At 72.6% G+C, this 24,058-nt stretch carries 20 protein-coding genes; 12 read left to right on the plus strand and 8 right to left on the minus strand.

From position 1 onward, the window contains the following. Positions 1 to 62 precede the first annotated feature (62 nt). Entirely contained in the window at positions 63 to 2,678 is a 2,616-nt protein-coding gene (locus tag ACTZWW_RS11975; RefSeq protein WP_444781182.1) for a sensor domain-containing phosphodiesterase, read from the minus strand. A gap of 205 nt (positions 2,679 to 2,883) precedes the next feature. Between ACTZWW_RS11975 and ACTZWW_RS11980 the strand changes: the two genes are divergently transcribed. Both ACTZWW_RS11980 and prpB read left to right on the plus strand, forming a co-directional pair. After that, on the plus strand, positions 2,884 to 4,515 hold the full coding sequence (locus ACTZWW_RS11980) for an HAL/PAL/TAL family ammonia-lyase (protein WP_444781183.1): 1,632 nt from the start codon (positions 2,884 to 2,886) through the stop codon (positions 4,513 to 4,515). A gap of 179 nt (positions 4,516 to 4,694) precedes the next feature. Continuing rightward, positions 4,695 to 5,606, plus strand: coding sequence for a methylisocitrate lyase (prpB, locus tag ACTZWW_RS11985; protein WP_444781184.1), 912 nt, complete (start codon positions 4,695 to 4,697; stop codon positions 5,604 to 5,606). Here prpB and ACTZWW_RS11990 read toward each other — a convergent pair whose 3' ends face one another. Then, positions 5,607 to 8,108, minus strand: coding sequence for a sensor histidine kinase (locus ACTZWW_RS11990; protein WP_444781185.1), 2,502 nt, complete (start codon positions 8,106 to 8,108; stop codon positions 5,607 to 5,609). Then, positions 8,105 to 8,776: a response regulator gene (locus ACTZWW_RS11995; protein ID WP_444781186.1), complete on the minus strand. Its 672-nt coding sequence runs from the start codon at positions 8,774 to 8,776 to the stop codon at positions 8,105 to 8,107. Before ACTZWW_RS11995 ends, ACTZWW_RS11990 begins: the two co-directional genes overlap by 4 nt. A 165-nt stretch (positions 8,777 to 8,941) precedes the next feature. Here ACTZWW_RS11995 and ACTZWW_RS12000 point away from each other — a divergent pair, with 165 nt between their 5' ends. The 3 genes from ACTZWW_RS12000 to ACTZWW_RS12010 are packed head-to-tail and all read left to right on the plus strand — an operon-like array spanning position 8,942 to position 11,865. Next, complete coding sequence (locus ACTZWW_RS12000) at positions 8,942 to 9,913, plus strand: Bug family tripartite tricarboxylate transporter substrate binding protein (RefSeq protein ID WP_444781187.1); 972 nt, start codon at positions 8,942 to 8,944, stop codon at positions 9,911 to 9,913. Further along, a complete protein-coding gene (locus tag ACTZWW_RS12005) occupies positions 9,910 to 10,359 on the plus strand; it encodes a tripartite tricarboxylate transporter TctB family protein (protein ID WP_444781188.1) in 450 nt (149 codons plus the stop codon). Before ACTZWW_RS12000 ends, ACTZWW_RS12005 begins: the two co-directional genes overlap by 4 nt. Positions 10,360 to 10,365: 6 nt before the next feature. Continuing rightward, positions 10,366 to 11,865 (plus strand): tripartite tricarboxylate transporter permease, encoded by a 1,500-nt coding sequence (locus ACTZWW_RS12010; RefSeq protein ID WP_444781189.1) that lies wholly within the window; start codon positions 10,366 to 10,368, stop codon positions 11,863 to 11,865. Between the two features lie 203 nt (positions 11,866 to 12,068). Here ACTZWW_RS12010 and ACTZWW_RS12015 read toward each other — a convergent pair whose 3' ends face one another. The 5 genes from ACTZWW_RS12015 to ACTZWW_RS12035 all read right to left on the minus strand — a co-directional run bounded on the left by ACTZWW_RS12015 (position 12,069) and on the right by ACTZWW_RS12035 (position 16,900). Beyond that, on the minus strand, positions 12,069 to 12,884 hold the full coding sequence (locus ACTZWW_RS12015; RefSeq protein WP_444781190.1) for an ABC transporter permease: 816 nt from the start codon (positions 12,882 to 12,884) through the stop codon (positions 12,069 to 12,071). Beyond that, entirely contained in the window at positions 12,881 to 13,813 is a 933-nt protein-coding gene (locus tag ACTZWW_RS12020) for an ABC transporter permease (RefSeq protein ID WP_444781191.1), read from the minus strand. Before ACTZWW_RS12020 ends, ACTZWW_RS12015 begins: the two co-directional genes overlap by 4 nt. After that, complete coding sequence (locus ACTZWW_RS12025) at positions 13,810 to 14,886, minus strand: ABC transporter ATP-binding protein (RefSeq protein ID WP_444781192.1); 1,077 nt, start codon at positions 14,884 to 14,886, stop codon at positions 13,810 to 13,812. Before ACTZWW_RS12025 ends, ACTZWW_RS12020 begins: the two co-directional genes overlap by 4 nt. Beyond that, a complete protein-coding gene (locus ACTZWW_RS12030; RefSeq protein WP_444781193.1) occupies positions 14,883 to 15,929 on the minus strand; it encodes an ABC transporter substrate-binding protein in 1,047 nt (348 codons plus the stop codon). The genes ACTZWW_RS12025 and ACTZWW_RS12030 overlap by 4 nt, the downstream gene beginning before the upstream one ends. A 167-nt stretch (positions 15,930 to 16,096) precedes the next feature. Then, positions 16,097 to 16,900 carry a DeoR/GlpR family DNA-binding transcription regulator gene (locus ACTZWW_RS12035; protein WP_444781194.1) on the minus strand — a complete coding sequence of 268 codons (804 nt, stop codon included), beginning with the start codon at positions 16,898 to 16,900 and terminating at the stop codon, positions 16,097 to 16,099. Between the two features lie 113 nt (positions 16,901 to 17,013). Here ACTZWW_RS12035 and ACTZWW_RS12040 point away from each other — a divergent pair, with 113 nt between their 5' ends. From ACTZWW_RS12040 to ACTZWW_RS12070, 7 genes are read left to right on the plus strand one after another with little or no spacing between them, the layout of a single operon-like run. Further along, complete coding sequence (locus tag ACTZWW_RS12040; RefSeq protein ID WP_444781195.1) at positions 17,014 to 18,135, plus strand: SIS domain-containing protein; 1,122 nt, start codon at positions 17,014 to 17,016, stop codon at positions 18,133 to 18,135. Continuing rightward, positions 18,136 to 19,185 (plus strand): carbohydrate kinase family protein, encoded by a 1,050-nt coding sequence (locus tag ACTZWW_RS12045; RefSeq protein ID WP_444781196.1) that lies wholly within the window; start codon positions 18,136 to 18,138, stop codon positions 19,183 to 19,185. After that, positions 19,182 to 19,964 carry a BtpA/SgcQ family protein gene (locus ACTZWW_RS12050; RefSeq protein ID WP_444781197.1) on the plus strand — a complete coding sequence of 261 codons (783 nt, stop codon included), beginning with the start codon at positions 19,182 to 19,184 and terminating at the stop codon, positions 19,962 to 19,964. Before ACTZWW_RS12045 ends, ACTZWW_RS12050 begins: the two co-directional genes overlap by 4 nt. Further along, positions 19,961 to 20,893 carry a polysaccharide deacetylase family protein gene (locus ACTZWW_RS12055; RefSeq protein WP_444781198.1) on the plus strand — a complete coding sequence of 311 codons (933 nt, stop codon included), beginning with the start codon at positions 19,961 to 19,963 and terminating at the stop codon, positions 20,891 to 20,893. Before ACTZWW_RS12050 ends, ACTZWW_RS12055 begins: the two co-directional genes overlap by 4 nt. Further along, the gene (locus ACTZWW_RS12060; protein ID WP_444781199.1) at positions 20,890 to 21,795 is read left to right on the plus strand and encodes a polysaccharide deacetylase family protein; all 906 of its coding nucleotides are present in this window, start codon (positions 20,890 to 20,892) and stop codon (positions 21,793 to 21,795) included. Before ACTZWW_RS12055 ends, ACTZWW_RS12060 begins: the two co-directional genes overlap by 4 nt. Next, positions 21,786 to 22,442, plus strand: a complete 657-nt coding sequence (locus ACTZWW_RS12065) for an aspartate/glutamate racemase family protein (protein WP_444781200.1) — start codon at positions 21,786 to 21,788, stop codon at positions 22,440 to 22,442. The genes ACTZWW_RS12060 and ACTZWW_RS12065 overlap by 10 nt, the downstream gene beginning before the upstream one ends. After that, the gene (locus ACTZWW_RS12070; RefSeq protein WP_444781201.1) at positions 22,439 to 23,941 is read left to right on the plus strand and encodes an amidohydrolase family protein; all 1,503 of its coding nucleotides are present in this window, start codon (positions 22,439 to 22,441) and stop codon (positions 23,939 to 23,941) included. The genes ACTZWW_RS12065 and ACTZWW_RS12070 overlap by 4 nt, the downstream gene beginning before the upstream one ends. Positions 23,942 to 24,058 lie beyond the last annotated feature (117 nt).

Below are 24,058 nucleotides of genomic sequence, written 5' to 3' on the forward strand. Positions count from 1 at the left end.
GCCCAGGCCCGCGCGCTGCGCGCCCCGCGCGCCGCCGGAGAGGCGTGAGCCGCGGCCGGCCCTCAGCTCGCGTCGCGCAGGGCCGCGTCCGGCGCGCGGCTCCGCTCGCGGAGGAATAGACCAACCGCCTGCTCGGGCATCGGCCGCGCATAGAGATAGCCCTGCGCCTCGTCGCAGCCCATCATGCGCAGCATCGCCGCCTGGCCGGCGTCCTCGACGCCCTCGGCGACGACGCGCAGGCCGAGCGCCCGCCCGAGACCGATCACCGCGGCGACGATGGCGGCGTCGCCGGCGTCGCGCTCCAGGTCGCGCACGAAGGAGCGGTCGATCTTGATGTCGTCGACGGGAAACTGCTTGAGGTGGGTCAGCGAGGCGTAGCCCGTGCCGAAGTCGTCGAGCGCGATCCGCAGGCCCGCCTCGGCGAAGCGCGCCAGGGTCTCCCCGACCGCGCCGGCCCGCTTGCCGAGGAACACGGTCTCCGTCACCTCGATGCCGAGCCGCCAGCGCGGCACGCCGGCCTCGTCGAGGATGGAGAACAGCGTCTGCGGCAGGTCCGACCGCCCGAACTCGGCGGCGGACAGGTTGATCGCGACGGTGCCCGGCTCGAGCCCGTCGGCGAGCCAGCCGGCGAGGTCGGCGACGACCGCGCGCACCATGCGCACGCCGATGGCGCAGGCGATCTCGGCATCCTCGAAGGCGTCGGCGAAGGCGCCGGGCGCCAGCAGGCCGCGGCTGGGGTGGTGCCAGCGGGCGAGCGCCTCGAAGCCGAGGACGGCGCCCGTCGCGAGGTCCACCTTGGGCTGGTACCAGGGCACGATGGCGTCGCTGCCGAGCGCCGCGCGGATCTCGGCGGCGAGCGCCACGCGGGACTCCACCGCCTCCCGCAGCGCCGGCCGGTAGATCGCCGCCCGATTGCGGCCCTGCGCCTTGGCGGCGTAGAGCGCGAGGTCGGCGCTCTTCATCAGCTCGGCGGGGTCCGCCGCGTGATCGGGAAAGCCCGCGACGCCGACGCTGACGCGGCACGAGAGCGCCCGCCCGCCATACACGAACGGCGCGCGGAAACGCGCGACGATACGCTCGGCGAGCGCTAGGCTATGTCCGACGTCCGCGTCGCCCTCGACGAGCAGCGCGAACTCGTCGCCCCCGAGCCGCGCCACCAGCGCGTCCGCGCCGCCCACGTCCGCGAGGCGCAGGCCCGCCTCGCGCAGCAGTGCGTCCCCCGCGTCGTGACCGGCGGAATCGTTCACGTCCTTGAAATCGTCGAGGTCGACGAGGAGGATGGCGAGGCGTCGCGACCCGCGGGCGGCGTCCGAGATCGCGCCCTCGAGGCTGCGCTGGAAGGAGGCGCGGTTCACGAGCCCCGTGAGCGCGTCGCGGTTGGCCGCGCGCCAGGCGCGATCCTCCGCCTCCTTGCGCTCGGTGATGTCGAAGGTCACGCCGACGATGCGTCGGCGCCCGTCCGCGTCGCGCATCTCGACCCCGCGGGAGGAGAGCCAGAGCGTACGCCCGTCGGGGTGATGGTAGCGGAAGGCTTCGACGCCCATCGACCCGCCCGGCTGCCAGGCGGCGTCGACCGCGGGCCAATCCTCCGGGTCGATGCGGGAGAGATAGGCGGCGAAATCGTCGTTGGGCACGCCGAACAGCGCCGAGCCGTCGTCGCGGCGAATCATGATCTGCGCCTCTGGATCGGCCTCCCAGGTGACGAGCCGTCCGGCCTGGAGCGCCAGGCGCAGCCGCTCCGCCTCGCGACGCCGCGCGTCGTCGGCGAGCATGCGTTCGTGCGCGTCCGCGCCCTTGCCGATCCACTCGCGCACCACGCCCGTCGCAGCGTCGACGAGCGGAACGGCGCGTAGCTGCGTCCAGCGCCAGCGCCCCGCCGCGTCGAGCAGCCGGTGCGTCCCCTCCAAGGGCGTCGCCCGACGCGCCGCGCGGGTCGCCGCGCGCAGGACCCCGGGGCGGTCCTGCGGATGGATCAGGTCGAGCCAGGCGAAGTCGAGGAAGTCGGCCGCCGCCCGTCCGGCGAAGGGCCCGGAGAGGGCGACCTCACCGACGGCGCCGTCGGCGCAGGCGCGCCAGACGATGCAGGCGTTCGCCGCCGCGAGCGCACGGAAGCGCTCCTCCGTGACGAAGGGCGCGGCGTGCGCCGGCGGCGCGGGGTCGGCGACGCGGTGGTGCTCGACCTCGTGCGCGGCAGCGCGGGCGAGCTCGGCGAGCAGCATCCGGTCGGTCGGATCGAGCCGGCGCGGGGCGGTGTCGAGGACGACGAGCGCGCCGATGCACGTCCCGCAGGACAGAGCGAGCGGGGCGGCGGCGACGAAGCGCACGGGCGCCTCGCCGAGATGCGCGCCCGCCCGCGTCCGCGGGTCGTCCGCCGTGTCCTCTATGACGACGACCTCCCGCGCGTCGAGCGCGAGCCGTGCGAAGCCCGACGCGCGCGGCGCCTCCCGCGCGGCCTCGCCGGAGACGGCCTCGCGCCATTCGCGGGTCTCCTCGGCGAAGCCGATATAGGCGACGGGCACGCCGAACAGGTCCCGCGCGGTCGTCGCGATGCGGTCGAACGTGGGCGATGGATGCGTGTCGAGGAGACGCAGCCGCCGCAGGGCCGCCTGCCGGCGCGCCTGCGCGGAGTGCGCGGCCGCTGGCGGCGATCCGACCGGCTCGCTCGACGTCTCGCTCATCGGATGACCACCACCGGCGTGCCTCTCCCGGGCCTCGTGGGAATGTCCCGTATTCCCCTGGGGCACGCTGCCGAAGAAGGCTCAAATGAGCGTTAACTCGATCGACGGCCACGCCGATTCGTCTCATGCGCGGACGCCCACCCGCGTTGCCAGCCCGTGCGCGCCGCTGTAACGCTCGATGCGCCATTGCTTCAGGAGATCCGGCATGATCGTCGAGCTCGACGGCGCCTCCCTCACCATCGACGCCGCGGTCGCCGTGGCGCGACCGCAGGCCGCGGGCGGCCGCGTCGAGGCCCGCCTCGCGGACGCGGCTCGCGCGCGGCTCGCGCAGACACGCGCCTTCATCGACGCGCACTGGATGAACGACGAGGCGCCGCTGATGTACGCCTTCAACACCGGCGTAGGGCTCTTCAAGGAGCACCGGGTGCTGATGGCGGACATGGTGGCCTATCAGGCCAAGACGGTCTACGCCCACGCCACCGGCGTCGGCGAGCCGTTTCCCGAGGACGTCACCCGCGCGATGATGCTCGCACGCGCCAACGCCTTCGCCTCGAACTATTCCGGGCCGCGCGTCGAGCTGGTCGAGCGGCTGCTCGCCTGCCTGAACGCGGGGCTGCATCCGGTCGTGCCGCAGAAGGGCTCGGTCGGCGCCTCCGGCGATCTCGCGCCGCTGGCGCACCTCGCCGCCGCCGTGTGCGGCTTCCCCGAGGCGGAGATGATCTGGCGGGGCCGGCGCATGCCCGCCCGCGAGGCGCTCGTGGCGGCGGGTCTCGAGCCGGACGTCGCGCTCGGCGCGAAGGACGCCTCCGCGCTGATCAACGGCTCGACCACCTCGCTGGCGCTGGCGGTGCTCGCCACGCACGACGCGCGGCGCCTGCTCAAGGCCGCCGACGTGGCGCTGTGCCTCACGCTCGAGGCGCTGCGCGCGGAACGCGACGCCTTCGACCCGCGCATCCAGCGCGCCCGCCCCCACCCCGGGCAGATGAAGGTCGCACGCAACGTGCTGCGCATCCTCGACGGCTCGCGGCGCACGACGCAGGACGCCCGCGACGTCGTCTTCCCGGAGGAGAGCCGCGCTCCGGGTACGCCCGCCGCGCCGCGGGTGCAGGACGTCTACTCCCTGCGTTGCGCGCCGCAGGTGCATGGGCCTGCGGACGAGGCGGTGGCCTATGTCGAGCGTATCGTCGGCACCGAGCTGAACTCGGCCACCGACAACCCGCTCGTCGTCGAGGACGGCTCGGGCGGCTTCGTCTCGCTCTCGGGCGGGCACTTCCACGGGCAGTACGTGGCGCAGGCGATGGATCTCCTCGCCATCGCCATGGCCGACATGGCCTCGATCTCGGAGCGGCGGCTCGCGCGGCTGATCGATCCGGGCATGAGCTACGGCCTGCCGCGCAACCTGCTCGCCGGCAAGAAGGGCCTGAACACCGGCTACGCAACGGTGCAGTGCTCGGCCTCCGCCCTCGTGATGGAGAACCGCACGCTGGCCATGCCCGCCTCGGTCGACTCCATCCCGGGCAAGGGCAACGCCGAGGACCACGTCTCGAACTCCACCTGGGCCGGCCGCAAGGCGCGGACGATCGTCGAGAACACGGAACAGGTCGTCGCCTGCGAGCTGCTGATGGCGGCGCAGGCGCTCACGCTCGTCGAGGCGATCGCGCCCGACCATCCGATCGGCCGGGGCTCCCGGGCGGCGCTCGACGCGATCCGCGCCGTGATCCCCCCGGCCCTCGAGGGAGACCGCTGGTACGCCGCCGAGATGGCGCAGGCGCTCGACCTCGTCCGTTCCGGCGCCGTCGTGCGCGCGGTCGAGGACGCGGTCGGCGCGCTGGAGTGAGGCGCGGCGATCCGGACAGCACGCGCGTCGGCTCTCGGCCCGAAGCCGCCGGCGAGCGGGGCTTCACGCATGCGGCGCGAGCACGGGAAAAGGCCCTCTCCGCAGACCGTTCGGCGAGCGGTCGACGGACACGCCGCCGACATGGTACCTCCACCGCACGTCGCGGATCGGAGCTCGCCATGCCCTACCTCGTCCCGGATCGATCGGCACGCACGCAGGGCGCGCGCCTGAGGTCTCGTCTGGCCGCCGATACGCTCCTCGTCATGCCGGGCGCGCATGACGGGCTGGCGGCGCTCCAGGCCAGGCGCGCGGGCTTCGAGGCGCTCTACCTCTCGGGCGCGGCGATGACGGCGTCCATGGGCATTCCCGATCTCGGCATGATCACGCTCGACGAGGTCGCCTTCTTCACCCGCACCCTCGTGCGCGCGGCCGATCTGCCGGTGCTCGTCGACATCGACACCGGCTTCGGCGAGGCGCTCAACGTCATGCACGCGGTGCGCACGCTGGAGGACGCGGGCGCCGCCGCGGTGCAGATCGAGGACCAGGTGCTGCCGAAGAAATGCGGCCACCTGAACGACAAGCGCCTCGCCGATCCGCGCGACGCGGCCGCGAAGATCGCCGCCGCCGCCCGCGCCCGGCGCGATCTCGTGATCGTCGCGCGCACCGACGCCGCCGCGAGCGAGGGGATCGACGGCGCGCTCGCCCGCGCCCGGCTCTACGTCGAGGCCGGCGCCGACGCGATCTTCCCGGAGGCGCTGACCAGCGCCGAGATGCTCGCCGCCTTCGCCGCCGCGATGCCGGACGTGCCGCTGCTGGCCAACATGACCGAGTTCGGCCGCACCCCGGCGCTCACCGCCGCCGAGCTCGAGGCGATGGGCTACCGCATGGCGATCTGGCCGGTCTCCTCGCTGCGCATGGCGGCGAAGGCGCAAGGGAGGCTCTACGCGGCCCTCGCCGCCGAGGGCACGACGCGCGGGCTCGTGCCCGAGATGCTCACGCGGGCTGAGCTCTACGACCTGATCGACCTTCCGGCCTACGAGGCGCTCGACGCGGCGATCGTGGCGACCGTGCTGCCGGACGACGATCGGTGATCACCGCGCCTCCTCCCCCGGCTCGTACCCGATCAACGCGCTCCACTCCGCCAGGAAGCGTGGCTTCTTCTGCGCATCGAGATAGGCCAGCAGCGCCGGGGTGAGGCGGATGGGGCGCAAGGGGCCGGCGAGGCGGGCTTCGAGGCCGGTCGTCGAGCGCGGCCCGAGGATCGCCGGGTGGACGGCGAACATGCGGCTGATGTCCGCGAGCACCGTCTGCCCCTCGATCGAGATCAGGAAATCGAGGAAGAGCGCGGCATCCCGCGGATTGCGCGCCTGCGCCGAGACGAGCGCCGTGCGGGAGACCGCCAGCGTCACGTCGGCGGGGAGCACGATCTCGAGGTTCGCCCCGCGCTCGATCGCCTCCTGCACGTACGAGCCGAGCAGGTTGTAGCCGAAGGTCCAGCGGCCCTGCGCGATACCGTCGAGCATGAGCGAGGTGCAGCAGACGACGTCCGCGTCGACGCGCCCGAAGCTCTCGATCAAGTTGGCGAAGGCGCCGGGCTGCGCCGCGTCCTGCGAGGCGAGGAGGTAGCCCACCCCGCTGTCGACGATGTCGTAGGTGACGACGCGCTCGCGGAAGCGCTCGGGCTCCTCGCGCAGGAGCCGCACGAGATCGAAGCGCGTGCGTGGCGCCTCGTCCGCCGAGACGAGGCTCGGATTGTAGACGATCACCGCCGGCTCGTAGGTGAAGGCGAAGACCTGGTCGCGCCAGCGTGCCCAATCCGGCAGGCTCGCCGCGGTCGGCGTCACGTGGCGCGCGGCGAGCCCGTCGTTCGCGAGCTTCACCTGCAGGTCCATGGAGGACGAGATCATCAGGTCCGCCGGCTCGGCCCGCCCCTCCGCGGCGGCCAGCGCCGCCTCGTAGAGGTCGTTCGTGTTCATGTCGACGAAGACGACGGCGACCTCCGGATGGCGGATGCGGAAGGCCTCGACGATCGGGCGCATGGCGTCGAGGTCGGTGGCGCTGTGGATGCGCAAGGAGCGCTCCGGCTGCGCGCGGGCGGGGAAGATCTCGACGATGGTCTGCGCGCGGGGCGTCTCGGGCGCGGCGATCGCGATGACGCCGGCGACGAGCGTCGCCGCGACGCCCGCGCTCCGGCCCGTCCGCGGGCGCGCCGGCTCGTCGATGGCCGCCGGCAGCAGGATGTCGGCGCCGAGCCCGCCGAGCGGGCTCTCTCCCAGCGAGAGCCGCCCGTGATGCGCCTGGGCCACGCGCGCGACGATGGCGAGGCCGAGCCCGCCGCCGCCGGGCCGGCCGAACCGCTCGACGACCTCGCCGCGGCGGCTCTCGGGAATGCCCGGACCGTCGTCCTCGACCCGGATGCGGCGAAGGCCGCCCGGCGCGTCCGCGATCGAGACGCGGATGCGCGCGCCGCGCCCCGGGCGCCCGGCGTGGTCGAGGGCGTTCGAGACGAGGTTGCGCAGGGCCTCGCGCAGGAGCACCGGGTCCGCCCGCACCGGCGCCCGCGCACCGTCGTGCTCGAAGGTGATGTCCGCCCCGCGCGCGAGGACGAGGGGAGAGAGCTCGCGCAGCGCGCCCGGCACGAGGCTCGCGAGATCGCAGGCCTCCAGCGTCGGCAATTCGCTGCGATGCGCCACGAAGGCGTGGGCGAGGAGCTGGTTGACCCGCGCCGTCGCCTCGTCGACGCGGCTCTCCAGCACGGCGAGGGTCTCGCGGGTCTCGGGCGCGGGCAGGCGCTCGCGCTGGAGCGCGATCTCCGCCTTGATGGTGGCGAGCGGCGTGCGCATCTGGTGGGCGGCGTCCGAGATGAAGGCCTGCATCGCCTCGAGCTGGCCGGCGAAACGGCCGACGAAGGTGTTGAAGCCCGCGACGAGCCGCGCGATCTCCGCGGGGACAGCGCCCGAGAGCGGGCGCAGGTCGGTCGCGCCGCGGCTCGCGAGATCGCGCTCGAGCCGCCTGAGCGGCCGCAGCGCCGTGATCACGCTCGCGCCGGCGAGCAGCAGCGCCAGCACCGCGATGGCGACGAGCGGAAACACCGCGCCGAGCGCCATCTCGCGGGCGAGCGCGCTGCGCGCCGCGCGGGTCTGCGCCACCGAGACCCGCGCCCAGCCCTGCAGGCCGGGGTCGGCGATCAGCCGGCCGACCGTCGCGACGCGCACGATCTCGCCCTTGTAGGGCCGATCGTCGAAGACCGCCTGCGCCGAGATCGGCTCGACCGCGATCGCCGGCAGGTCGGCGTAGCCGGTGACGAGCGCGCCGTCCGGTGCGAGCACTTGGTAGAAGGCCCGGTCGTCTCGGGCGAGGGCGAGCATGTCGAAGGCCGCCACGGGTACGTCGACCACGAGCCGGCCCTCGACGAAGGCCACCGTCTCCGCGATCGAGAGAGCCGCGCCCGCCAGCACCTGGTCGTAGGCCGCATCCGCCGCGCGCCGTCCGTAATGCGAGGCGGCGAGGCCGAGCAGCACCGCGCCGCCCACGAAGACGAGGGAAAGGCGCAGGATCAGCCGGCGCAGGAGCGAGACGCGGGCCTCGATCATGGCGCCTGCTCCACGATCGTGTAGCCGAGCCCACGCAGCGTGCGGATCGTCGCGCCCGAGCCCTCGAGCCGCTTGCGCAGGCGCCCGACATAGACCTCGATCGCGTTCAGCCCCGCCGTATCCTCGAAGCCGTAGAGCTTGCCGGCGATCTCCTCCTTGGAGAGCACGCGGCCCTGCGCCGTGAGCAGCACGTCGAGGAGCCGGAACTCCCGCTTGGGCAGATCGATCGGCGCGCCGTCGATCGTCACCGAGCGCCGGCCGCGATCGAGCACGAGGCTGCCGATCCGCAGGGCGTCGTGCGCTTCGCCCCGCGCCCGGCGCAGCAGCGCCCGACAGCGCGCGGCGAGCTCGTCGCTCTCGAAGGGCTTGATCAGGTAGTCGTCCGCGCCCTGGTCCAGCGCGGCGACGCGATCGTTCACCGCCGAGCGCGCGGTCAGCACCAGGATCGGCGCCGTCATGCGCTGCGCCCGCCAGCGCGCGAGGAGCGTCGCGCCGTCGATGTCGGGCAGGCCGAGATCCAGGATGATCAGGTCGTAGGCCTGCACCGCCAAAGCGTCCTGCGCACCCTCGCCCGTCCCGACCACGTCGACCGCGTGCCCCGCCCGCGTCAGCGGCGCCGCTGCGGCGTCGGCGATGGTGCGCGCGTCCTCGACGATCAGGATCCGCATCGGCGTCCGCTGCGAGAGATCGGGTCCAATGATGGGGCACGACAGGTGAATGACAGGTTCGCTCGCTACTCTATCGCCTCGGAGCGTCGACCGCACGCCACAAAAAGCGAGTGGCGCCCCGGAGAGAACGCGCGCAGCGACGCGCACCGACACGGAGGAAACCCGATGAAGAGCCTGAAAACGGCGCTGGCTGCGCTCGTCCTCGCCGGCTTCGCCATGCCCGCCGCCGCCTTCGAGCCCGAGCGTGCCGAGTGCATCGCCCCCGCCAACCCCGGCGGCGGCTTCGACCTCACCTGCCGCGTGGCGCAGCGCGCTCTCGAGCCGGCGCTGCCTTCGCCGATGGAAGTCACCTTCATGCCTGGCGGCATCGGCGCCGTCGCCTACGCCCACATGAACTCGAACCGCATCGACGACCCCAACGTCATCGTGGCGCTGTCGTCCGGCTCGGCGCTCAACATCGCCCAGGGCAAGTTCGGCGCCGACTTCGACGAGAACGACGCGCGCTGGCTCGCCTCCGCGGGCGCGGACTTCGGCGCGGTGATCGTGCGCGCCGACAGCCCCTTCCAGACGCTGGGCGAGCTGATGGAGGCCGCCGAGGCCGACCCGTCGGGCATCGTGCTCGGCGCCGGCGGCTCGATCGGCAGCCAGGACTGGATGAAGGCCGCGCTCCTGATGCGCTCGATCGGCGTCGACCCGCGCAACCTGCGCTACGTGGCCTACGAGGGCGGCGGCGCCTCCAAGGCCGCCCTGCTCGGCGGCCAGATCCAGGTCTATACCGGCGACGTCTCCGAGATGGCGGGCGAGCTCGGCGCGGGCACGATGCGCATCCTCGCCGTCCTCTCAGAGGAGCGCCTGCCTGAGCCCTTCGCCGAGTTCCCGACCGCCCGCGAGGAAGGCTACGACGTCGTCTGGACGATCTTCCGCGGCTACTACATGGGCCAGGGCGTCTCTGACGAGGCCTACGACTGGTGGGTCGCGCGCTTCGAGGAGGCCTATGCCGACCCGCGCTTCGCCGACATCCGCGCCGAGCAGGGCCTGTTCGAGTTCAACCTCGCCGGCGCGGAATTCGACACCTACGTGAAGGAGCAGGTCGCCTCCTTCCGCGAGCTCGCCCGGGAAGCCGGCCTCATCCAATGAGCGCCACCACGCTCTGGGACCGCGCCTTCGGCGCGGTCCTCCTGGGCGTCGCCGGCCTCTACGCCGTCGACGCCTGGTCCATCCGCGTGCCGTTCCAGTACGAGCCGCTGGGGCCGACCGCCTTTCCGCTGCTGCTCGCGGCCGTGCTCGCGACGACGGGCGTGCTCCTCGTCGCGCGACCCGATCCCGTGCACTGGTTCGCCGATCGCGGGCAGGCCTTTCGTGTCGCCGCGGGCGCGGTGGTGATGGTCGTCTACGCCACGCTCTTCGTGCCGGTCGGCTTCATGATCTCGACCGCCCTGATGACCTTCGCCATGGCCCGCCTGTTCGGCCTGCCCGCGCTCAAGGCCGCGATCTACGGCGTCGTGCTCGCCGTGGTCGGCTATTTCGGCATCGCCGAGGCGCTCGGCCTCAACGTCCCCTTCGGCGACATCTTCCGGAGCTGATCCGTCATGGACATCCTCGCTGGTCTCGCGGAGGGCTTCGCCGTCGCGCTGACCCCGCTCAATCTCGGGCTCCTGATCGCCGGGTGCTTCTTCGGAACGCTCGTGGGCGCCCTGCCCGGCATCGGCCCGATCAACGGCGTCGCGATCCTCTTGCCGCTCGCCTACTCGCTCGGGCTCCCCGCGGAGAGCGCGCTGATCCTGCTCGCCGGCGTCTACTACGGCGCGGAGTACGGCGGGCGGATCTCGTCGATCCTGCTCAACGTGCCGGGCGACGCGTCCGCCGTGATGACCACGCTCGACGGTTATCCCATGGCGAAGAACGGCGAGGCCGGCCGGGCGCTGGCACTCTCCGCGCTGGCCTCGTTCGTCGGCGGCACGGCGGCGCTCGTCATGATGACCGTGTTCGCGCCCTTCCTCGGCCGCGTCGCCGTCGGCTTCGGCCCGGGCGACTACGTGGCGCTGATGGTCTTCGCCTTCTCCTGCCTCGCGACGCTCGTCGGCGCGCGGCCGTTGAAGACCGTCATCGGCGTCGTCATCGGGCTGATGCTCGCCACCATGGGCATCGACTCGGCCACCGGCGTGATGCGCTTCACCATGGGGATCCCCAACCTGTTCGACGGGATGGAATTCCTCATCGTCGTGATCGGCCTCTTCGCCATCTCGGAAGCGCTGCTGCTGCTCGAGAGCTGGACGCCGGTCGCTTCCACCATCAAGGCGCAGCGAGACGACATCCGCGCGCGCCTGCGCGAGATCGTCGGCTATCGCTGGACGATGGCGCGGTCGGCGGTGATCGGCTTCTTCGTCGGCGTGCTGCCGGGCACGGGCGCCTCGATCGCCTCCGCCGTCGCCTACGGCGTCGAGAAGCGGCTGGCGCAGGGCGACGACGCGCTGTTCGGCAAGGGTGACCCGCGCGGCCTCGTCGCACCGGAGACGGCGAACAACGCCGCCGCCGCGGGCGCCATGGTGCCGATGCTGACGCTGGGCATCCCGGGCTCGGGCACGACGGCGATCCTGCTCGGCGCGCTGCTCCTGTTCAACGTGACGCCCGGCCCCCTGATGTTCGAGCAGCGCCCGGAGGTGGCGTGGGGGCTGATCGCGTCGATGTACATGGGCAACATCGCGCTCCTGGTGCTCAACCTGCCGCTGGTGGGCCTGTTCGCGCGGTTGTTGTCGATCGACACGGCCTATCTCGTGCCGCTCGTCGTGATGCTCACCTTCGTCGGGGTGTTCTCACTCTACGGCTCGACCTTCGACCTCGTCCTGATGCTGATCCTCGGCTTCTTCGGATATCTCCTGCGCAAGCTCGGCTTCAGCCTCGCCCCGGTGATCCTCGGCCTCGTGCTCGGCGCGCTGCTCGAGAGCAACCTCAGACGGGCGCTGTCGATCAGCGCGGGGGACTGGTCGATCCTGTTCTCGACGCCGGCGGCGATCGTGTTCTGGGTGCTCGCGGCCCTCGTCGCCACGAGCCCGCTCGTGATGCGCGCGCGAAAGCGCAAGGCGGGATGACGCGGAGCGCCGACCGTCACGCCGTCACGAACCGCAGACGGCCCCGAGCCGTCCCCAGGGACGAGGACCGAGTTCGCCTGCACCGTCGATCATGGCTTCCCCGTGGCCGATCTCGCCGCCCTCGGGGATCGCCGCGAGGACTCCTGCGGACGCAGCTGCCGCACGCGCGTCGGCTCGCGGCCCGAAGCCGACATCCGAAGATCTCAGTCGTTCACGCGGTCGAGCCCGATGCTCTTCGACACGGCCGCCAGCGCCAGGATCGCGAGCAGGATCTGCACGCCGGAGACCGCCGCGACGAGGGGCGTGTTCGTCGTCTGCACCATCGCCAGGAGCTCGATCGGCAGCGGGCGGTCGCGGAAGCCGTGGGTGAAGATCGCGACCGAGATGTTGTCGAAGCCCTCGATGAAGGTGAAGACCGATCCGGCCAGGATCGCGGGCATCAGCAGCGGGAAGGTGATCGTGCGCAGGTTCTGGAACGGCGTCGCGCCGAGGTTCGCCGCCGCCTCGTCGAGCGCCGGGTCGAGACGCTGGAGGCGGCTCATCACGGTGCGCACCATCACCGCGAGCACGAAGACCGCGATCGAGAGCGACTGAAGGCCGATCGAGGGCCCCACCCCGACGAGCGCGCCCGCGAACAGGACCGCGACGCCGAGCACGATACCGGGGACCATGTGCGGCACGAGCACGTAGATTGAGAGCGCGGTCGTCCCCCTGAAGCGCCCGCGCACGCAGACCAGCGCGGTGGGCACGCCGAGCAGGATGCACAGAGCCGTCACCGTGACGCCGACCTGGAGGCTGTTCCACATCGCCTCGACCAGCACGTCCTGCGAGAACACCTGCCGGTACCAGTCCAGCGTGAACCCCTGCGGCGGGAAGGCGACGAAGGCGCGGGTGTCGAAGGAGATGATGACGACGATGATCGACGGGGCGATCAGGATGACGAGCGAGGCGATCGCGACGGCGACGATCGCGCCGATGCCGAGCGCGTCGAGCAGGGAGGCGGCGCGCAGGCGGCTCATGCGTCGCGCCCCTTCGTCCAGCGGGTGAGCCGGTTCGAGACGAGCGCGATCGCGGTCAGCACGACGAGGCAGGTCGCCATCAGGATGAGCGCGCTGACCGAGCCCTTGCTCCATTCGAGCGAATAGATCACCTGCTCGTAGATCATCGTCGCCGCGTTGAGGTAATTGCCCCCGCCGAGCAGCTGGGGGACGACGAAGGTCGTGTAGCTCAGGGTGAAGACGAGAGCCGCGCCGGTGGCGATGCCCGGCGCGCTCATCGGAAGGATCACGTGGGCGAGCGTGCCGAGTCGCGAGGCGCCGAGATTGGCGGACGCCTCCTCGAGCCGCCGGTCCTGGCGGCTCATCACCGCGATCAGCGGCAGGATCATCACCGGCAGGTGGATCTGCACCATGCCGATCAGCACCGCCCAATGCGTGTTGACGATGCGCAGGGGCCGGTCGATCAGGCCGATCTCGAGGAGGGCCGTGTTCACGACGCCGCGGCCGCCCAGGATGACGAGCCAGGCGTAGGTGCGCACGATGCCGCTCGTCAGCAGCGGGGCGATGGTGAGGATGAGGATCGCCCGCCGCACCCAGGGGCTGCCGATCAGGTAGAGATAGGCCACCGGAAAGCCGAGCAGGATGCACAGCGCCGTCGTCGTCAGCGCGAGCGTCATCGAGCGTTGGAAGGTCGTCCAGTAGAGCGGGTCGCTGAGCGCGGCGCCGAGATAGTCGAGCGTGAAGCTCTGCGAGACGACGATCCCGCGCTCCATCACGATGTCCGAGAAGCCGAGCGACAGGAGGATGAAGAACGGGATCACCGCGACGACCGTGAGCGCCACGATCGCCGGCACCGCGGGCCAGACGCCGCGGCCCGACAGCAGCTTGTCGAGGATCGCGTCGCCGAGGCCCGGCGGGCGCAGCGGAGCGGGTTGCGTGCGCGCCGTCATGACGCCCCGTAGACCGCGCACAGATCGGGATCGACGATCGCGAGCGTCACCTCGGCGCCCTCGGGCAGCGGGCGGGCGCGCTCCTGGCGCAGCGCGAGGACGCGCACCGCGCCGGCCTCGGTCGCCACCTCGTACTCGACGAGCGCGCCGATGCTGCGGTGGAAGCGCACGCGGCCGGTCCACGGGCCGTGGGCGCCGGCGCGCATGCGGATGTTGTGGGGTCGCGCCATGACGCGAACCGGCCCACGCAGATCGGTGGCGAGGTCCTGCCCGTCCGGGAGTGGGACGCGGCCGGCGTCCGCCGCGGCGTCCCAGAAGTTCGACGAGCCGATGAAGTCGGCCACGTATTCCGTTCTCGGACGGTCGAACAGCTCCTCGGGCGGGGCGACCTGCTCGATCCGGCCGGCGCGCATCACGGCGATGCGGTCCGACATGGTCAGCGCCTCCTCCTGGTCGTGCGTGACGAAGATCGCGGTGATGGCGAGGCGCTTCATCAGCTGGCGCAGCTCGACCTGCATCATCCCGCGCAGTTTCGCGTCGAGCGCGTTGAAGGGCTCGTCGAGGAGCAGCACGCGCGGCTCCAGCACGAGCACGCGCGCGATGGCGACGCGCTGCTGCTGGCCGCCCGACAGCTGCGATGGCCAGCGGTCCTCGAAGCCCGTCAGCGACACGGTCTCCAGCACGCGCGCCACGCGCTCGGCGATCTCGGCGCGGGGCATCCCCCGCATCCGCAGCCCGTAGCCGACGTTTCCGCCGACCGTGAGATGCGGGAAGAGCGCATAGCTCTGGAACACGACGCCCACCGGCCGCCGGTTCACCGGCAGCCGGACGGTGTCGCGTCCGTCGATCAGGATCTCCCCCGCCTCCGGCGACAGGAAGCCGGCGATGCAGCGCAGAAGCGTGGTCTTGCCGCAGCCCGACGGGCCGAGTAGCGTCACGATCTCGCCCTCCGCCACGTCGAGCGCGCAGCGCTCCAGCACGGTGAGCGCGCCGAAGCGCTTCGTGACGTCGGCGATGCGCAGCACCGATGCGGCGCTCGTCACCGCGGGCGGAGGGACGAGCGCCTGGTTCATCCGGCGAACATGCGGTCGAAGGTCTCGACCGTCTGGCCGCGCAGGGGCGCGATCAGGGGCCAATCGAGGGAGGTCATGCTCGCGCGCTCCTCGGGAGACGTCGGCACGAAGGGACGCGCGGCTTCCGGCGTCTCGACGCCCTCGCGGACAGTGCCGAAATAATAGGGCGCGCTGCCGGCGAATTCCTGGCTGTCCTGCTCCAGCATGATGTCGGCGAACTCGTGCACGAGCTCGCGCGTGCCGTTGGGCGTGTTGGTGAACTGCACCACGTTCGAGGGCAGCATCAGCGGCCCGGGGCCGGTGACCTTGGCATAGGCGATCGGCAGGCCGGCTGCGGCGGCGAGCGCCGTGTTGACGTGCCAGAGCGGCGCGATGTCGATCTCGCCACGCTCCATCATCTGCTGGAGCAGCGGGGGCGAACGGCCCACCAGCGGATCGAGCTCCTGCCACTTCTCGAGCGCGAACGTCATGTCGTCCTGCGGCCGGTCGAAGGCGAGGTTCGTCGCGGCGAGCACGCCGAGCCCGAGGTTGGACTGCGGCCGCACCATGCCGATCCGCCCCGCATAGGCGGGGTTCCACAGCTCCGCCCAGGTCGTCGGCGGGGTGTCGATGACCTCGGTGTTGTAGGCGACGCCGATGCCCTCGAAGGTGATCGGGCAGCCGATGCCGTAGGCGAAGGGCAGGAACTTCGGCTCGATCGCCGCCGCATTGGGGATGAGCGACAGATCGAGCGGCTCCAGCACGCCCTCGTCGCGGGCGTTGATGATCGCCGGCGAGCCCATCACCGCCATGTGGTAGGGCGAGTTGCCGCGCGCGGCGCGGATCTGGGCGAGCGCCTCCGTGGAGAGGCCGCCGATGATGGTGAGCGTCACACCGGGATGGCGGCGGGCGAGCTCCTCGCCCGCGCGCTTCAACGGATCGTCCTGCTCGTTGCCGTACCCGATCATGACGAGCTCGCGGGTCTGCGCCCGCAGGATCGTGGGGCTGGCGAGCGCGACGGTGCCGATGAGCCCGCCGATGACAGTGCGCCGTGTCGGCTTCATTGCGTCCTCCTCCTTGCCCGACGCGCCGTTCGGCACGGAGCGGGCTGAGCGCGTCCCTTCTGGATTTTTCGATTGCAGCCTATTCCGCAAACTTTCGCAAGTCCGATTTTCCAGCGGCGGCTGCCCGTTCGTGCACCGGATCGCCGCAAAGAGCGCCATCGGCCTACTCAGGCGAGCAGGACCTGGAGGCCTGCAGCCTCGAGCGCCTGGACGTCCGCAGCGGCCGCGTCGGCGTCGGTGACGAGCGCCGTCACCTCGCCCACGGCCGCGATCCGCGCCCCGGCGACGTGGCCGAGCTTGCCGTGGTCGGCGAGCATCACCACCCGCCGCGCCGCGTCGATCATCGCCCGCTTGATCTCGACCTCCTCGAAATGCGCGTTGGTGAAGCCGCGCTCCACGTCGATGCCCGCACAGCAGAGATAGGCGCAATCGGCGTTGATCTGCTGGAGCAGCAGCGCCCCGAAGGGCGGGATCAGCGAGTGCGAGCGGGTGTTGCGGCCGGTCTTCTTCAGCCGGCCGCCGGTGACGAAGACGGTGACGCCGGGATGCTGGTGGAGCACCAGCGCCACGTCGAGGCTGCTGGTCACGACCACCAGGTCACGCAGGTCCGACGGCAGCGCGATCGCCATCGCCACCGCGGTCGTGCCGGCGTCGAGGAGGATGGTCTCGCCGTTGCGCACCATCCGCGCCGCCATGGCGCCGATGCGCTCCTTCTCCTCCGCGAAGCCGTGGCCGGGCAGGTCGAGGGGCCGCTCGAAGCGAGCCGGCCGCACCGCCATGGCGCCGCCCCGGATCCGGCGCAGCAGCTGGCGGCGATCCAGCGCGTCGAGATCGGAGCGGATCGTCACCGCCGAGACGCCGAGCTTCTCCGAAAGCTTGACGACCTCGACGACCCGCTCCGTGGCGACGATCTCCAGGATGCGCTGGTGCCGGGGCAGGAGGGGCGAGGCGTGATCGATTTCGTCGGCCACCGGGGTCATCCTTGAAGGCTTGCGTTTTCGCACAAAATGACAAATAACGAAAGCCATCGGCTCACGTCACCCATCCGACCGGCTCATCGCCGGCGAGCGAACTCGAGACACGCATGATTAGCATCGAACAGCGCCTGCGGGAGATCCGGCGCGAATCCTCGTCCGACGCGCCCGGCGATCCGGAACGGTTCCGCCGCGTCGCCCTGACCAACGACGAGATGATGCGCCAGGGCGACGCCATCCGCGAGACGCTGGCGGCGAACGCCGAGCCTCTCGCCGCGATCGGCCGCGATCTCGCGCAGCGCCGCATCCGCCGCGTCGTGCTGGTGGGCTGCGGCGACAGCTGGATCTCAGGCTACGGCGTGCGCCGCGCCATGGAGACGCTGCTCCACGCGCCCGTCGAGCCCTACGAGGCCTTCGACTTCGCCACCTACGGCACCGATACGATCGGCGACGAGACCCTGGTCGTGGGCTTGAGCTCGTCGGGCAAGACCGAGCCCGTGATGGACGGCCTCTCGGCCTCGGCCGAGCGCGGCGCCTACGTGGTGGGGCTGTCGAACACGCTCGGCTCGCCGCTGATGGAGCGCTTCCCAGGCGCGCTGCACATCCGCGCCACCCGCGGCGGCTGGCCCACGCAATCGAGCACTGCGGCGATGTCGCTGAAGCTCGCGCTCGCCTGCGCCATCGCCCGGGCGAAGGGCGAGGGCCCGGCCGCCGACGCCGTCGCGGAGGCGCTCTCGACGCTACCCGATACCGTCGACGCCGTGGCGAACGCCTTCTACGAACCCGCCCGGGCGCTGGGCGAGCGGCTCGCCCGCGCCGATCTCGTGCTGCTCGCGGGCGCCGGGCCGCATTACGCGCCGGCGGCCTTCGGCGCGGCGAAGCTCAAGGAGCTCGCGCCGATCCACGCGATCGCCTTCCCTCTCGAGGAATACCACCACTACCGCACCCAGAAGGCGGGCGACGCGATCTTCCTCGTCGCGCCCGACACTGCCAGCCGGACGCGGGCGCTCGAGACGGCGATCATGAGCCGGGGTTGCGAGGGCTTCTGCATCGTGCTCGCGCCCGAAGGCGAGACGGAGCTGGCGGAGATCGCCGACGTCGCCTGGAGCCTGCCGCTCGTGCCGGACTTGGTCGCGCCGATCGTCTACTCCGTGCCGCTGCACCTGTTCGGCTACCATGTCGCCATGGCGCGCGACGCGCTGGGTCTGGGCGCGCCGCGTCTGGGAGGCTGAATGACGCCCGACCTCGTCACGGTGGGCGGGCTGACGATCGACAACGTCGTCGCCGCCGACGGGACCGTCGCCCTCGCCCGGGCCGGGGGCAACGGCGCCTATTCGGCGGCGGGCGCGCTCGCCTGGGTGGCGCGGGTGGGGCTCGTGAGCCGCGCGCCGGCCTCCTACCCGCGCACGGTTCTGGCGCGGCTCGAGGCGGCCGGCGTCGATACGAGCGGGGTCGCCGCGAGCGAGGCGCGGCTCGCCGCCTGCCATTGGTTCATCTACGACGAGGCCGGCCGGCGTGAGGAGGGGCTGCAGAGCACGCCCGAGGAGCTCGCCGCCGCGGGCTTTCCCACCGACCGGCTGACGCCCGAGCAGGTCCGCGCCTGGCGCGCGGCGCTCGCGCAGCGCATCGCGCCGGCGGGCGAGATCGGCTACGCGCGTTTTCGCGTCGACAACCCGCTGCGTCCCGAGGACGTCCCCGGGCCGTTCCTGCGGGCGCGCGGCGTGCATCTCGCGCCGAGCCAGCTCGCAGTGGTGCGCGCCATGCTCGACCGGTTCGCACCGACCGGGATGACGATCATCGCCGATCCCGGCCACCAGCTCGTCGCGCACGGCCTCGACGAACTCGCGCCCGTGCTCGCGCGCCTCGACGCGTTCCTGCCGAGCGAGGTCGAGCTCGCGGCGCTCGTCCCGGGCGAACGTCCCGCAGCCGCGCTCGCCGTGCTCGCGAGCCGCTGCCCCGGCGCGGTGGGCGTGAAGCTCGGCCCGCAGGGCGTGCTCGTCCTCGACAGAGCGACCGGCACGGCCGTGCTGGTACCCGCCGCGCCGGCGGAGACCCTCGACCCGACCGGCGCGGGCGACGCCTTCTGCGGCGGCTTCCTCGCCGGCCTCGTCGAGACGGGCGATCCCGTCGCGGCCGCACGTTTCGGCGCGATCTCGGCCGCGCGCATCGTCGAGCATTTCGGCGCCGACGGCGCGCTCCCCGTCGACCGAGACGCCGCCCGCGCGGCGCTCGCTCGCCTCTCCTCCTCGCCTTCGCCCTCGCCGGAGACCGCACCGCGATGACCGCTCGCCTGTTCGCCACGCGCCCCCTCGTCGTCGCGGCGCTGCACCTCCCGGATTTCGCCCGCACGCGCCACTCCGTCGCCTGGCTCGAGGACTACGCCGTGGCGAACGCCCGGCTGTTCGCGCAGGCCGGCGTGCCCTGGGTGAAGCTCCAGGACCAGACCCGAACCGACGGCCCCGCCGCCTCCGAGACGATCGCGCTGATGGCCTCGATCGCTCGCCTCGTGCGCGCCGAGGTGCCCGATCTCGGGCTGGGCATCATCGTCGAGGCGCACGATGCCGAGGCCGCCCTGTCGATCGCGCACGCGGCGGGCGCCGATTTCGTGCGGCTGAAGATCTTCGTCGGCGGCGCGATGACCGCGGCGGGCCCCCGCCACGCGCTCGCGCCGCGATCCACCGCGCATCGCGCCGCGCTCGGGCGCGCGGACATCGCCATCCTCGCCGACGTGCACGACCGCACCGCAGTGCCGCTCTCCTCGGAGAGCCAGCCCGTCGCCGCCGAATGGGCGGAGAAGTCCGGCGCCGACGGGCTCGTCATCACCGGCGCGAGCTTCCCCGACACGCTCGCGCGCATCGCGGCCCTGCGCGAGCGCGGGCTGCGCCGCCCGGTGCTGATCGGCGGGGGCGTCACGGAGGAGAACGTGGCGCAGGCGCTCGGCGCGGCGCAGGGCGTGATCGTCTCCACCGCGCTGATGCGCCGGGACGCGGCACCCGAGGACGTGCTGCGCTGGGACGCCGATCTCTGCCGCCGCTTCATGGACGCGGCGAGGGCGGCATGAGCGCGCGCGACCTCGCCGGCTATCGCCACGGCGCGCCCGCCATCCGCTGGCCGGGCGACGCGCGGCTCGCGGTCTCGGTCGTCGTCAACATCGAGGAGGGCGCCGAGCTCTCGATCGGCGACGGGGACGAGCGCAACGAGGCGATCTACGAGGCGGTCGAGCGGGTCGAGGGCGCGCGCGACCTGTGCATGGAGAGCCATTTCGCCTACGGCCCCCGCGCCGGCTGGCCCCGCATCCGTGCGGCGCTGGCCGCCCGCGGCGTGCGCGCGACGCTGAACGCCTGCGGCCGGGCGATCGAACGCACGCCCTGGATCGCGGCCGAGGCCGTGGCGGACGGGCACGAGGTGTCGGCGCACGGTTGGCGCTGGGAGCGCCACGTCCACATGGACGAGGCGACCGAGCGCCGCGCCATCGCGCGGGCGGTCGCGGCGATCACGGACGCCGCCGGCGCGCCGCCGCTCGGCTGGCACACGCGCTCGGCCACCTCGCCGCGCACCCGCGACCTCCTGGTGGAGCAGGGCGGATTCCTTTACGATTCGAACGCCTACGACGACGATCTGCCGTACATCGTCGAGACCGCGGCGGTGCCGCACGTGGTGCTGCCCTACGCCTTCGACACCAACGACATGCGCTTCTACAACAATGGCGGCTTCGTCTTCGGCGCGGATTTCGCCCGATACTGCATCGACGCCTTCGAGCGCCTCTACGCGGAGGGGGCGCACGCGCCGCGCATGCTCTCGATCGGCCTGCACACCCGCATCATCGGCCGCCCGGCGCGGATCGGCGGGCTCGAGGCCTTCCTCGATCACGCGCTGGCGCGGCCCGGCGTCTGGTTCGCGACGCGCGCCGAGATCGCGCGGGCCTGGCGCGCCGGGCTCGGGCTGCCGGAGTGGACGCCGCGGCCGTGCCCTGACGGGTTTGCGAGATGACCCGCGACCTCGTCGGCTATGGCGGGCGCTGGCCCGATCTCACCTGGCCGAACGGGGCGCGGCTCGCGGTCTCGGTGGTGGTGAACCTCGAGGAGGGCGCCGAGCAGCAGGTGCTCGACGGCGATCCCGCGAGCGAGCGCATCGGCGAGGTGGTCTCCGTCGTGCCCGAGAGCCGGCCCGACCCCGGCCAGGCGCAGATCTTCGCCTACGGCACCCGCGCCGGCGCCTGGCGGATGGCCGACGCCCTGCGCGAGCGCGCCCTGCCCTGCACGCTCTTCGCCTGCGGCCGCGCCGCCGAGCGCGCCGCGCCGGTCCTCGCCATGCTCGCCGCCGACGGGCACGAGACGGCGAGCCACGGCTGGCTCTGGCGGCCGCACGCCGATTACGACGACCCCGCCGTCGAGGCCGCCGATCTCGACCGCACCGCGGCGGCCATCGAAGCCGCGACCGGGAGCCGCCCGGTCGGCTTCTTCTGCCGCGGCGCGGAGAGCCCCTGGACGCGCCGGCTCCTGGCCGAGCGCGGCTACCTCTACACGTCGAACGGCTTCGACGACGACCTGCCCTATCGCGACCCCGAGACCGGGCTCCTGGTCGTGCCCTACGCGCTCGACGCCAACGACATGAAGTTCTTCCACCCCAACGGCTTCGTGCGCGCCTCCGAGATGGTGGAGTACGTCGCCGACGCGCTCGACGTGCTCGAGGCGGAGGCCGCGCGCGGGCTGCCGCGGCTCCTCAACATCGGCTTTCACCTGCGCATCGTCGGCCGGCCGGGGCGCTTCAAGGCCTTCACGGGCGTTCTCGACGAGCTCGACCGGCGCCGCGACCGGCTGTTCATCGCGACACGCGCCGAGATCGCGCGCGCCTTCGACGAGGCCTTGGACAGGACCCGCCCATGCGGCTGACGCTCGTCAACCCGAACACCTCCCGCGCGACCACGGACGCCATGGTCGCCATCGCCGCCGAGGTGGCGGGATTGCCCGTGCGCGGCGTGACGGCGCGCTTCGGCGCGCCGCTCATCGCCGATCCGCAGGCGCTCGCCGTGGCGGCGCAGGCGGTCGAGGCGCTGGCGGACGACCTCGCGGCCGAGCTCGCGGACGGCGACGCCGTGATCGTCGCCGCCTTCGGCGACCCCGGCCTCGCGGCCCTGCGCGCGCGCCTCTCCTGCCCCGTCACCGGCATCGCCGAGGCGGGGATGGCGGAGGCGGCTGCGCACGCCCCACGCTTCGCCGTGGTGACGACGACGCCCGCGTTGGCGCCCTCCATCGCCGCCAACGCGCAGGCCCTCGGGCACGAGCATTTCGTCGGCACCTTCGTCACGCCGGGCGACCCGCTGGCGATCATGGCCGATACCGACGCGCTCGTCGCGGCGCTCGAGGCCGCCTGCCGCCGGGCGATCGATGACGGCGGCGCCGACGCCATCGTCATCGGCGGCGGCCCGCTCGCGGTCGCGGCGAGGCGGCTGGCGGGACGCCTGCCGGTGCCGCTCGTGGAGCCCGTCCCCGCCGCCGTGCGCCTGTCTCGCGTGCGCCTCTCCGAGAGATGTCGATGACCGGATACCTCGTTCTCGCCGACCACGTCCTCACCGGCTTTACCGCGGACGGGACGCCGGAGATCCTGGAGAATGCCGGCGTCCTCGTGGAGGGCGAGCGCATCGTCGCCGTCGGCCCCGCGGACGAGCTGCGCCGCGCTCATCCCGAGGCCGCCGAGATCGGCGGGCGTGGACGCTTCCTGATGCCGGGGCTCGTCAACGCGCATCATCACGTCGGCATGACGCCCTTCCAGATGGGCGCGCGCGACCAGCCGCTCGAGCTCTGGTTTCCCGAGCGTCTCGTCATGCGCGACGTCGACCCACGGCTCGACACGCTCTATTCCGCCTTCGAGATGATCGCGTCCGGCGTCACCACGGTGCAGCATCTCCACTCCCGCGCGCCGGGCGACACGGATGCGGTGGTCGCCCGAGCCGAGACGATCGTGGGCGCCTATGCCGAGATCGGCATGCGGGTCTCCTACTCGTTCGCGCTGCGCGACCAGAACCGCATGATCTACGCCGCCGACGAGGACTTCGTGGCGATGCTGCCCGAGCCCCTGCGCGGGCCCACCATGGCCTATCTTTCGGGCTTCGGCCTGCCGCTCGCCGAGCAGGTCGCGGTCTTCCACGCGCTGCGCGGCCGCTACGAGGGCGATCCGCTGATCGCGATCCAGATCGCGCCCTCGAACCTGCACTGGCTCTCCGACGCCGCGCTGGAGAGCGCCGCCCGCATGGCGTCGGACACCGGCGCGCCGATGCACATGCACCTGCTGGAGACGCCCTACCAGCGCGACTACGCCCACCGCCGCTCGGGCGGTTCGGCGGTGGCCCACATGGACCGCTTCGGCCTGATCGGCCCGCAGACGACGATCGGCCACGGCGTGTGGATGACGCCGGACGACCTCGCGCTGGTGCGTGAGCGCGGGGCCTGCCTGTGCCATAACTGCTCGTCGAACCTGCGCCTGAAGAGCGGGCGGCTCGACCTCAACGCCGTGCTCGCGGCCGACGTCCCCACGGCGATCGGCATCGACGAGGCCGGCATCAACGACGATCGCGACATGCTCCAGGAGATGCGCCTCGTCCTGACCCACCACCGCCCGCCGGGTCACGACGCCCCCGCGCCGTCGGCGGCGCAGGTGTTGCGCATGGCGACCGAGCACGGCGCGGCGACGACGCCCTTCGCCGGACGCATCGGCCGGCTCGCCCCGGGCCTGCTGGCGGACCTCGTACTGCTGGACTGGCCGGCGGTGACGCGGCCCTGGCAGGACCCGCGGATGCCGCTCGTCGACGTGCTGGTGCGCAGGGCCAAGGCGCAGGCCGTCGAGGCCGTGATGATCGGCGGGCGCGTCGTCTATGCCGAGGGGCGCTTCACGCGCGTCGACCGCGAGGACGTCTTCTCCGCGCTCGCCGCGGCGCTGGACCGTCCGGACACGACGGCGGAGGACGAGCGCCGCCGGCTGGCGGCGGCGCTGCTCGGGCCGGTGCGGGACTTCTACCGTGGCTGGCTCGACGGCGGCTGAAGCGCGGGACTCGACCCGTCGATGTCACCAGGGTCACGACGGCCACCGTTCCGACCGCGGTCCAGACCAGAGAGTTCACCCGCATCCGCAGGAAATCGCGATTGTTCTCCTCGCCCA

The organism is Salinarimonas sp. NSM (assembly GCF_052380005.1).
In the GTDB taxonomy this organism is placed as follows: Bacteria; Pseudomonadota; Alphaproteobacteria; order Rhizobiales; family Beijerinckiaceae; genus Salinarimonas.

Excerpts from the sequence above, each read along its gene's own strand:
- ACTZWW_RS12020 (WP_444781191.1), bottom strand. The coding sequence starts at position 13,813 with ATGACGGCGCGCACGCAACCCGCTCCGCTGCGCCCGCCGGGCCTCGGC.
- ACTZWW_RS11980 (WP_444781183.1), top strand. The coding sequence starts at position 2,884 with ATGATCGTCGAGCTCGACGGCGCCTCCCTCACCATCGACGCCGCGGTC.
- ACTZWW_RS12010 (WP_444781189.1), top strand. The coding sequence starts at position 10,366 with ATGGACATCCTCGCTGGTCTCGCGGAGGGCTTCGCCGTCGCGCTGACC.
- ACTZWW_RS12000 (WP_444781187.1), top strand. The coding sequence starts at position 8,942 with ATGAAGAGCCTGAAAACGGCGCTGGCTGCGCTCGTCCTCGCCGGCTTC.
- prpB (WP_444781184.1), top strand. The coding sequence starts at position 4,695 with ATGCCCTACCTCGTCCCGGATCGATCGGCACGCACGCAGGGCGCGCGC.
- ACTZWW_RS11995 (WP_444781186.1), bottom strand. The coding sequence starts at position 8,776 with ATGCGGATCCTGATCGTCGAGGACGCGCGCACCATCGCCGACGCCGCA.
- ACTZWW_RS12065 (WP_444781200.1), top strand. The coding sequence starts at position 21,786 with ATGCGGCTGACGCTCGTCAACCCGAACACCTCCCGCGCGACCACGGAC.
- ACTZWW_RS12040 (WP_444781195.1), top strand. The coding sequence starts at position 17,014 with ATGATTAGCATCGAACAGCGCCTGCGGGAGATCCGGCGCGAATCCTCG.
- ACTZWW_RS12050 (WP_444781197.1), top strand. The coding sequence starts at position 19,182 with ATGACCGCTCGCCTGTTCGCCACGCGCCCCCTCGTCGTCGCGGCGCTG.
- ACTZWW_RS12025 (WP_444781192.1), bottom strand. The coding sequence starts at position 14,886 with ATGAACCAGGCGCTCGTCCCTCCGCCCGCGGTGACGAGCGCCGCATCG.
- ACTZWW_RS12055 (WP_444781198.1), top strand. The coding sequence starts at position 19,961 with ATGAGCGCGCGCGACCTCGCCGGCTATCGCCACGGCGCGCCCGCCATC.
- ACTZWW_RS12060 (WP_444781199.1), top strand. The coding sequence starts at position 20,890 with ATGACCCGCGACCTCGTCGGCTATGGCGGGCGCTGGCCCGATCTCACC.
- ACTZWW_RS11990 (WP_444781185.1), bottom strand. The coding sequence starts at position 8,108 with ATGATCGAGGCCCGCGTCTCGCTCCTGCGCCGGCTGATCCTGCGCCTT.
- ACTZWW_RS12030 (WP_444781193.1), bottom strand. The coding sequence starts at position 15,929 with ATGAAGCCGACACGGCGCACTGTCATCGGCGGGCTCATCGGCACCGTC.
- ACTZWW_RS12005 (WP_444781188.1), top strand. The coding sequence starts at position 9,910 with ATGAGCGCCACCACGCTCTGGGACCGCGCCTTCGGCGCGGTCCTCCTG.
- ACTZWW_RS12045 (WP_444781196.1), top strand. The coding sequence starts at position 18,136 with ATGACGCCCGACCTCGTCACGGTGGGCGGGCTGACGATCGACAACGTC.
- ACTZWW_RS12070 (WP_444781201.1), top strand. The coding sequence starts at position 22,439 with ATGACCGGATACCTCGTTCTCGCCGACCACGTCCTCACCGGCTTTACC.
- ACTZWW_RS12015 (WP_444781190.1), bottom strand. The coding sequence starts at position 12,884 with ATGAGCCGCCTGCGCGCCGCCTCCCTGCTCGACGCGCTCGGCATCGGC.
- ACTZWW_RS11975 (WP_444781182.1), bottom strand. The coding sequence starts at position 2,678 with ATGAGCGAGACGTCGAGCGAGCCGGTCGGATCGCCGCCAGCGGCCGCG.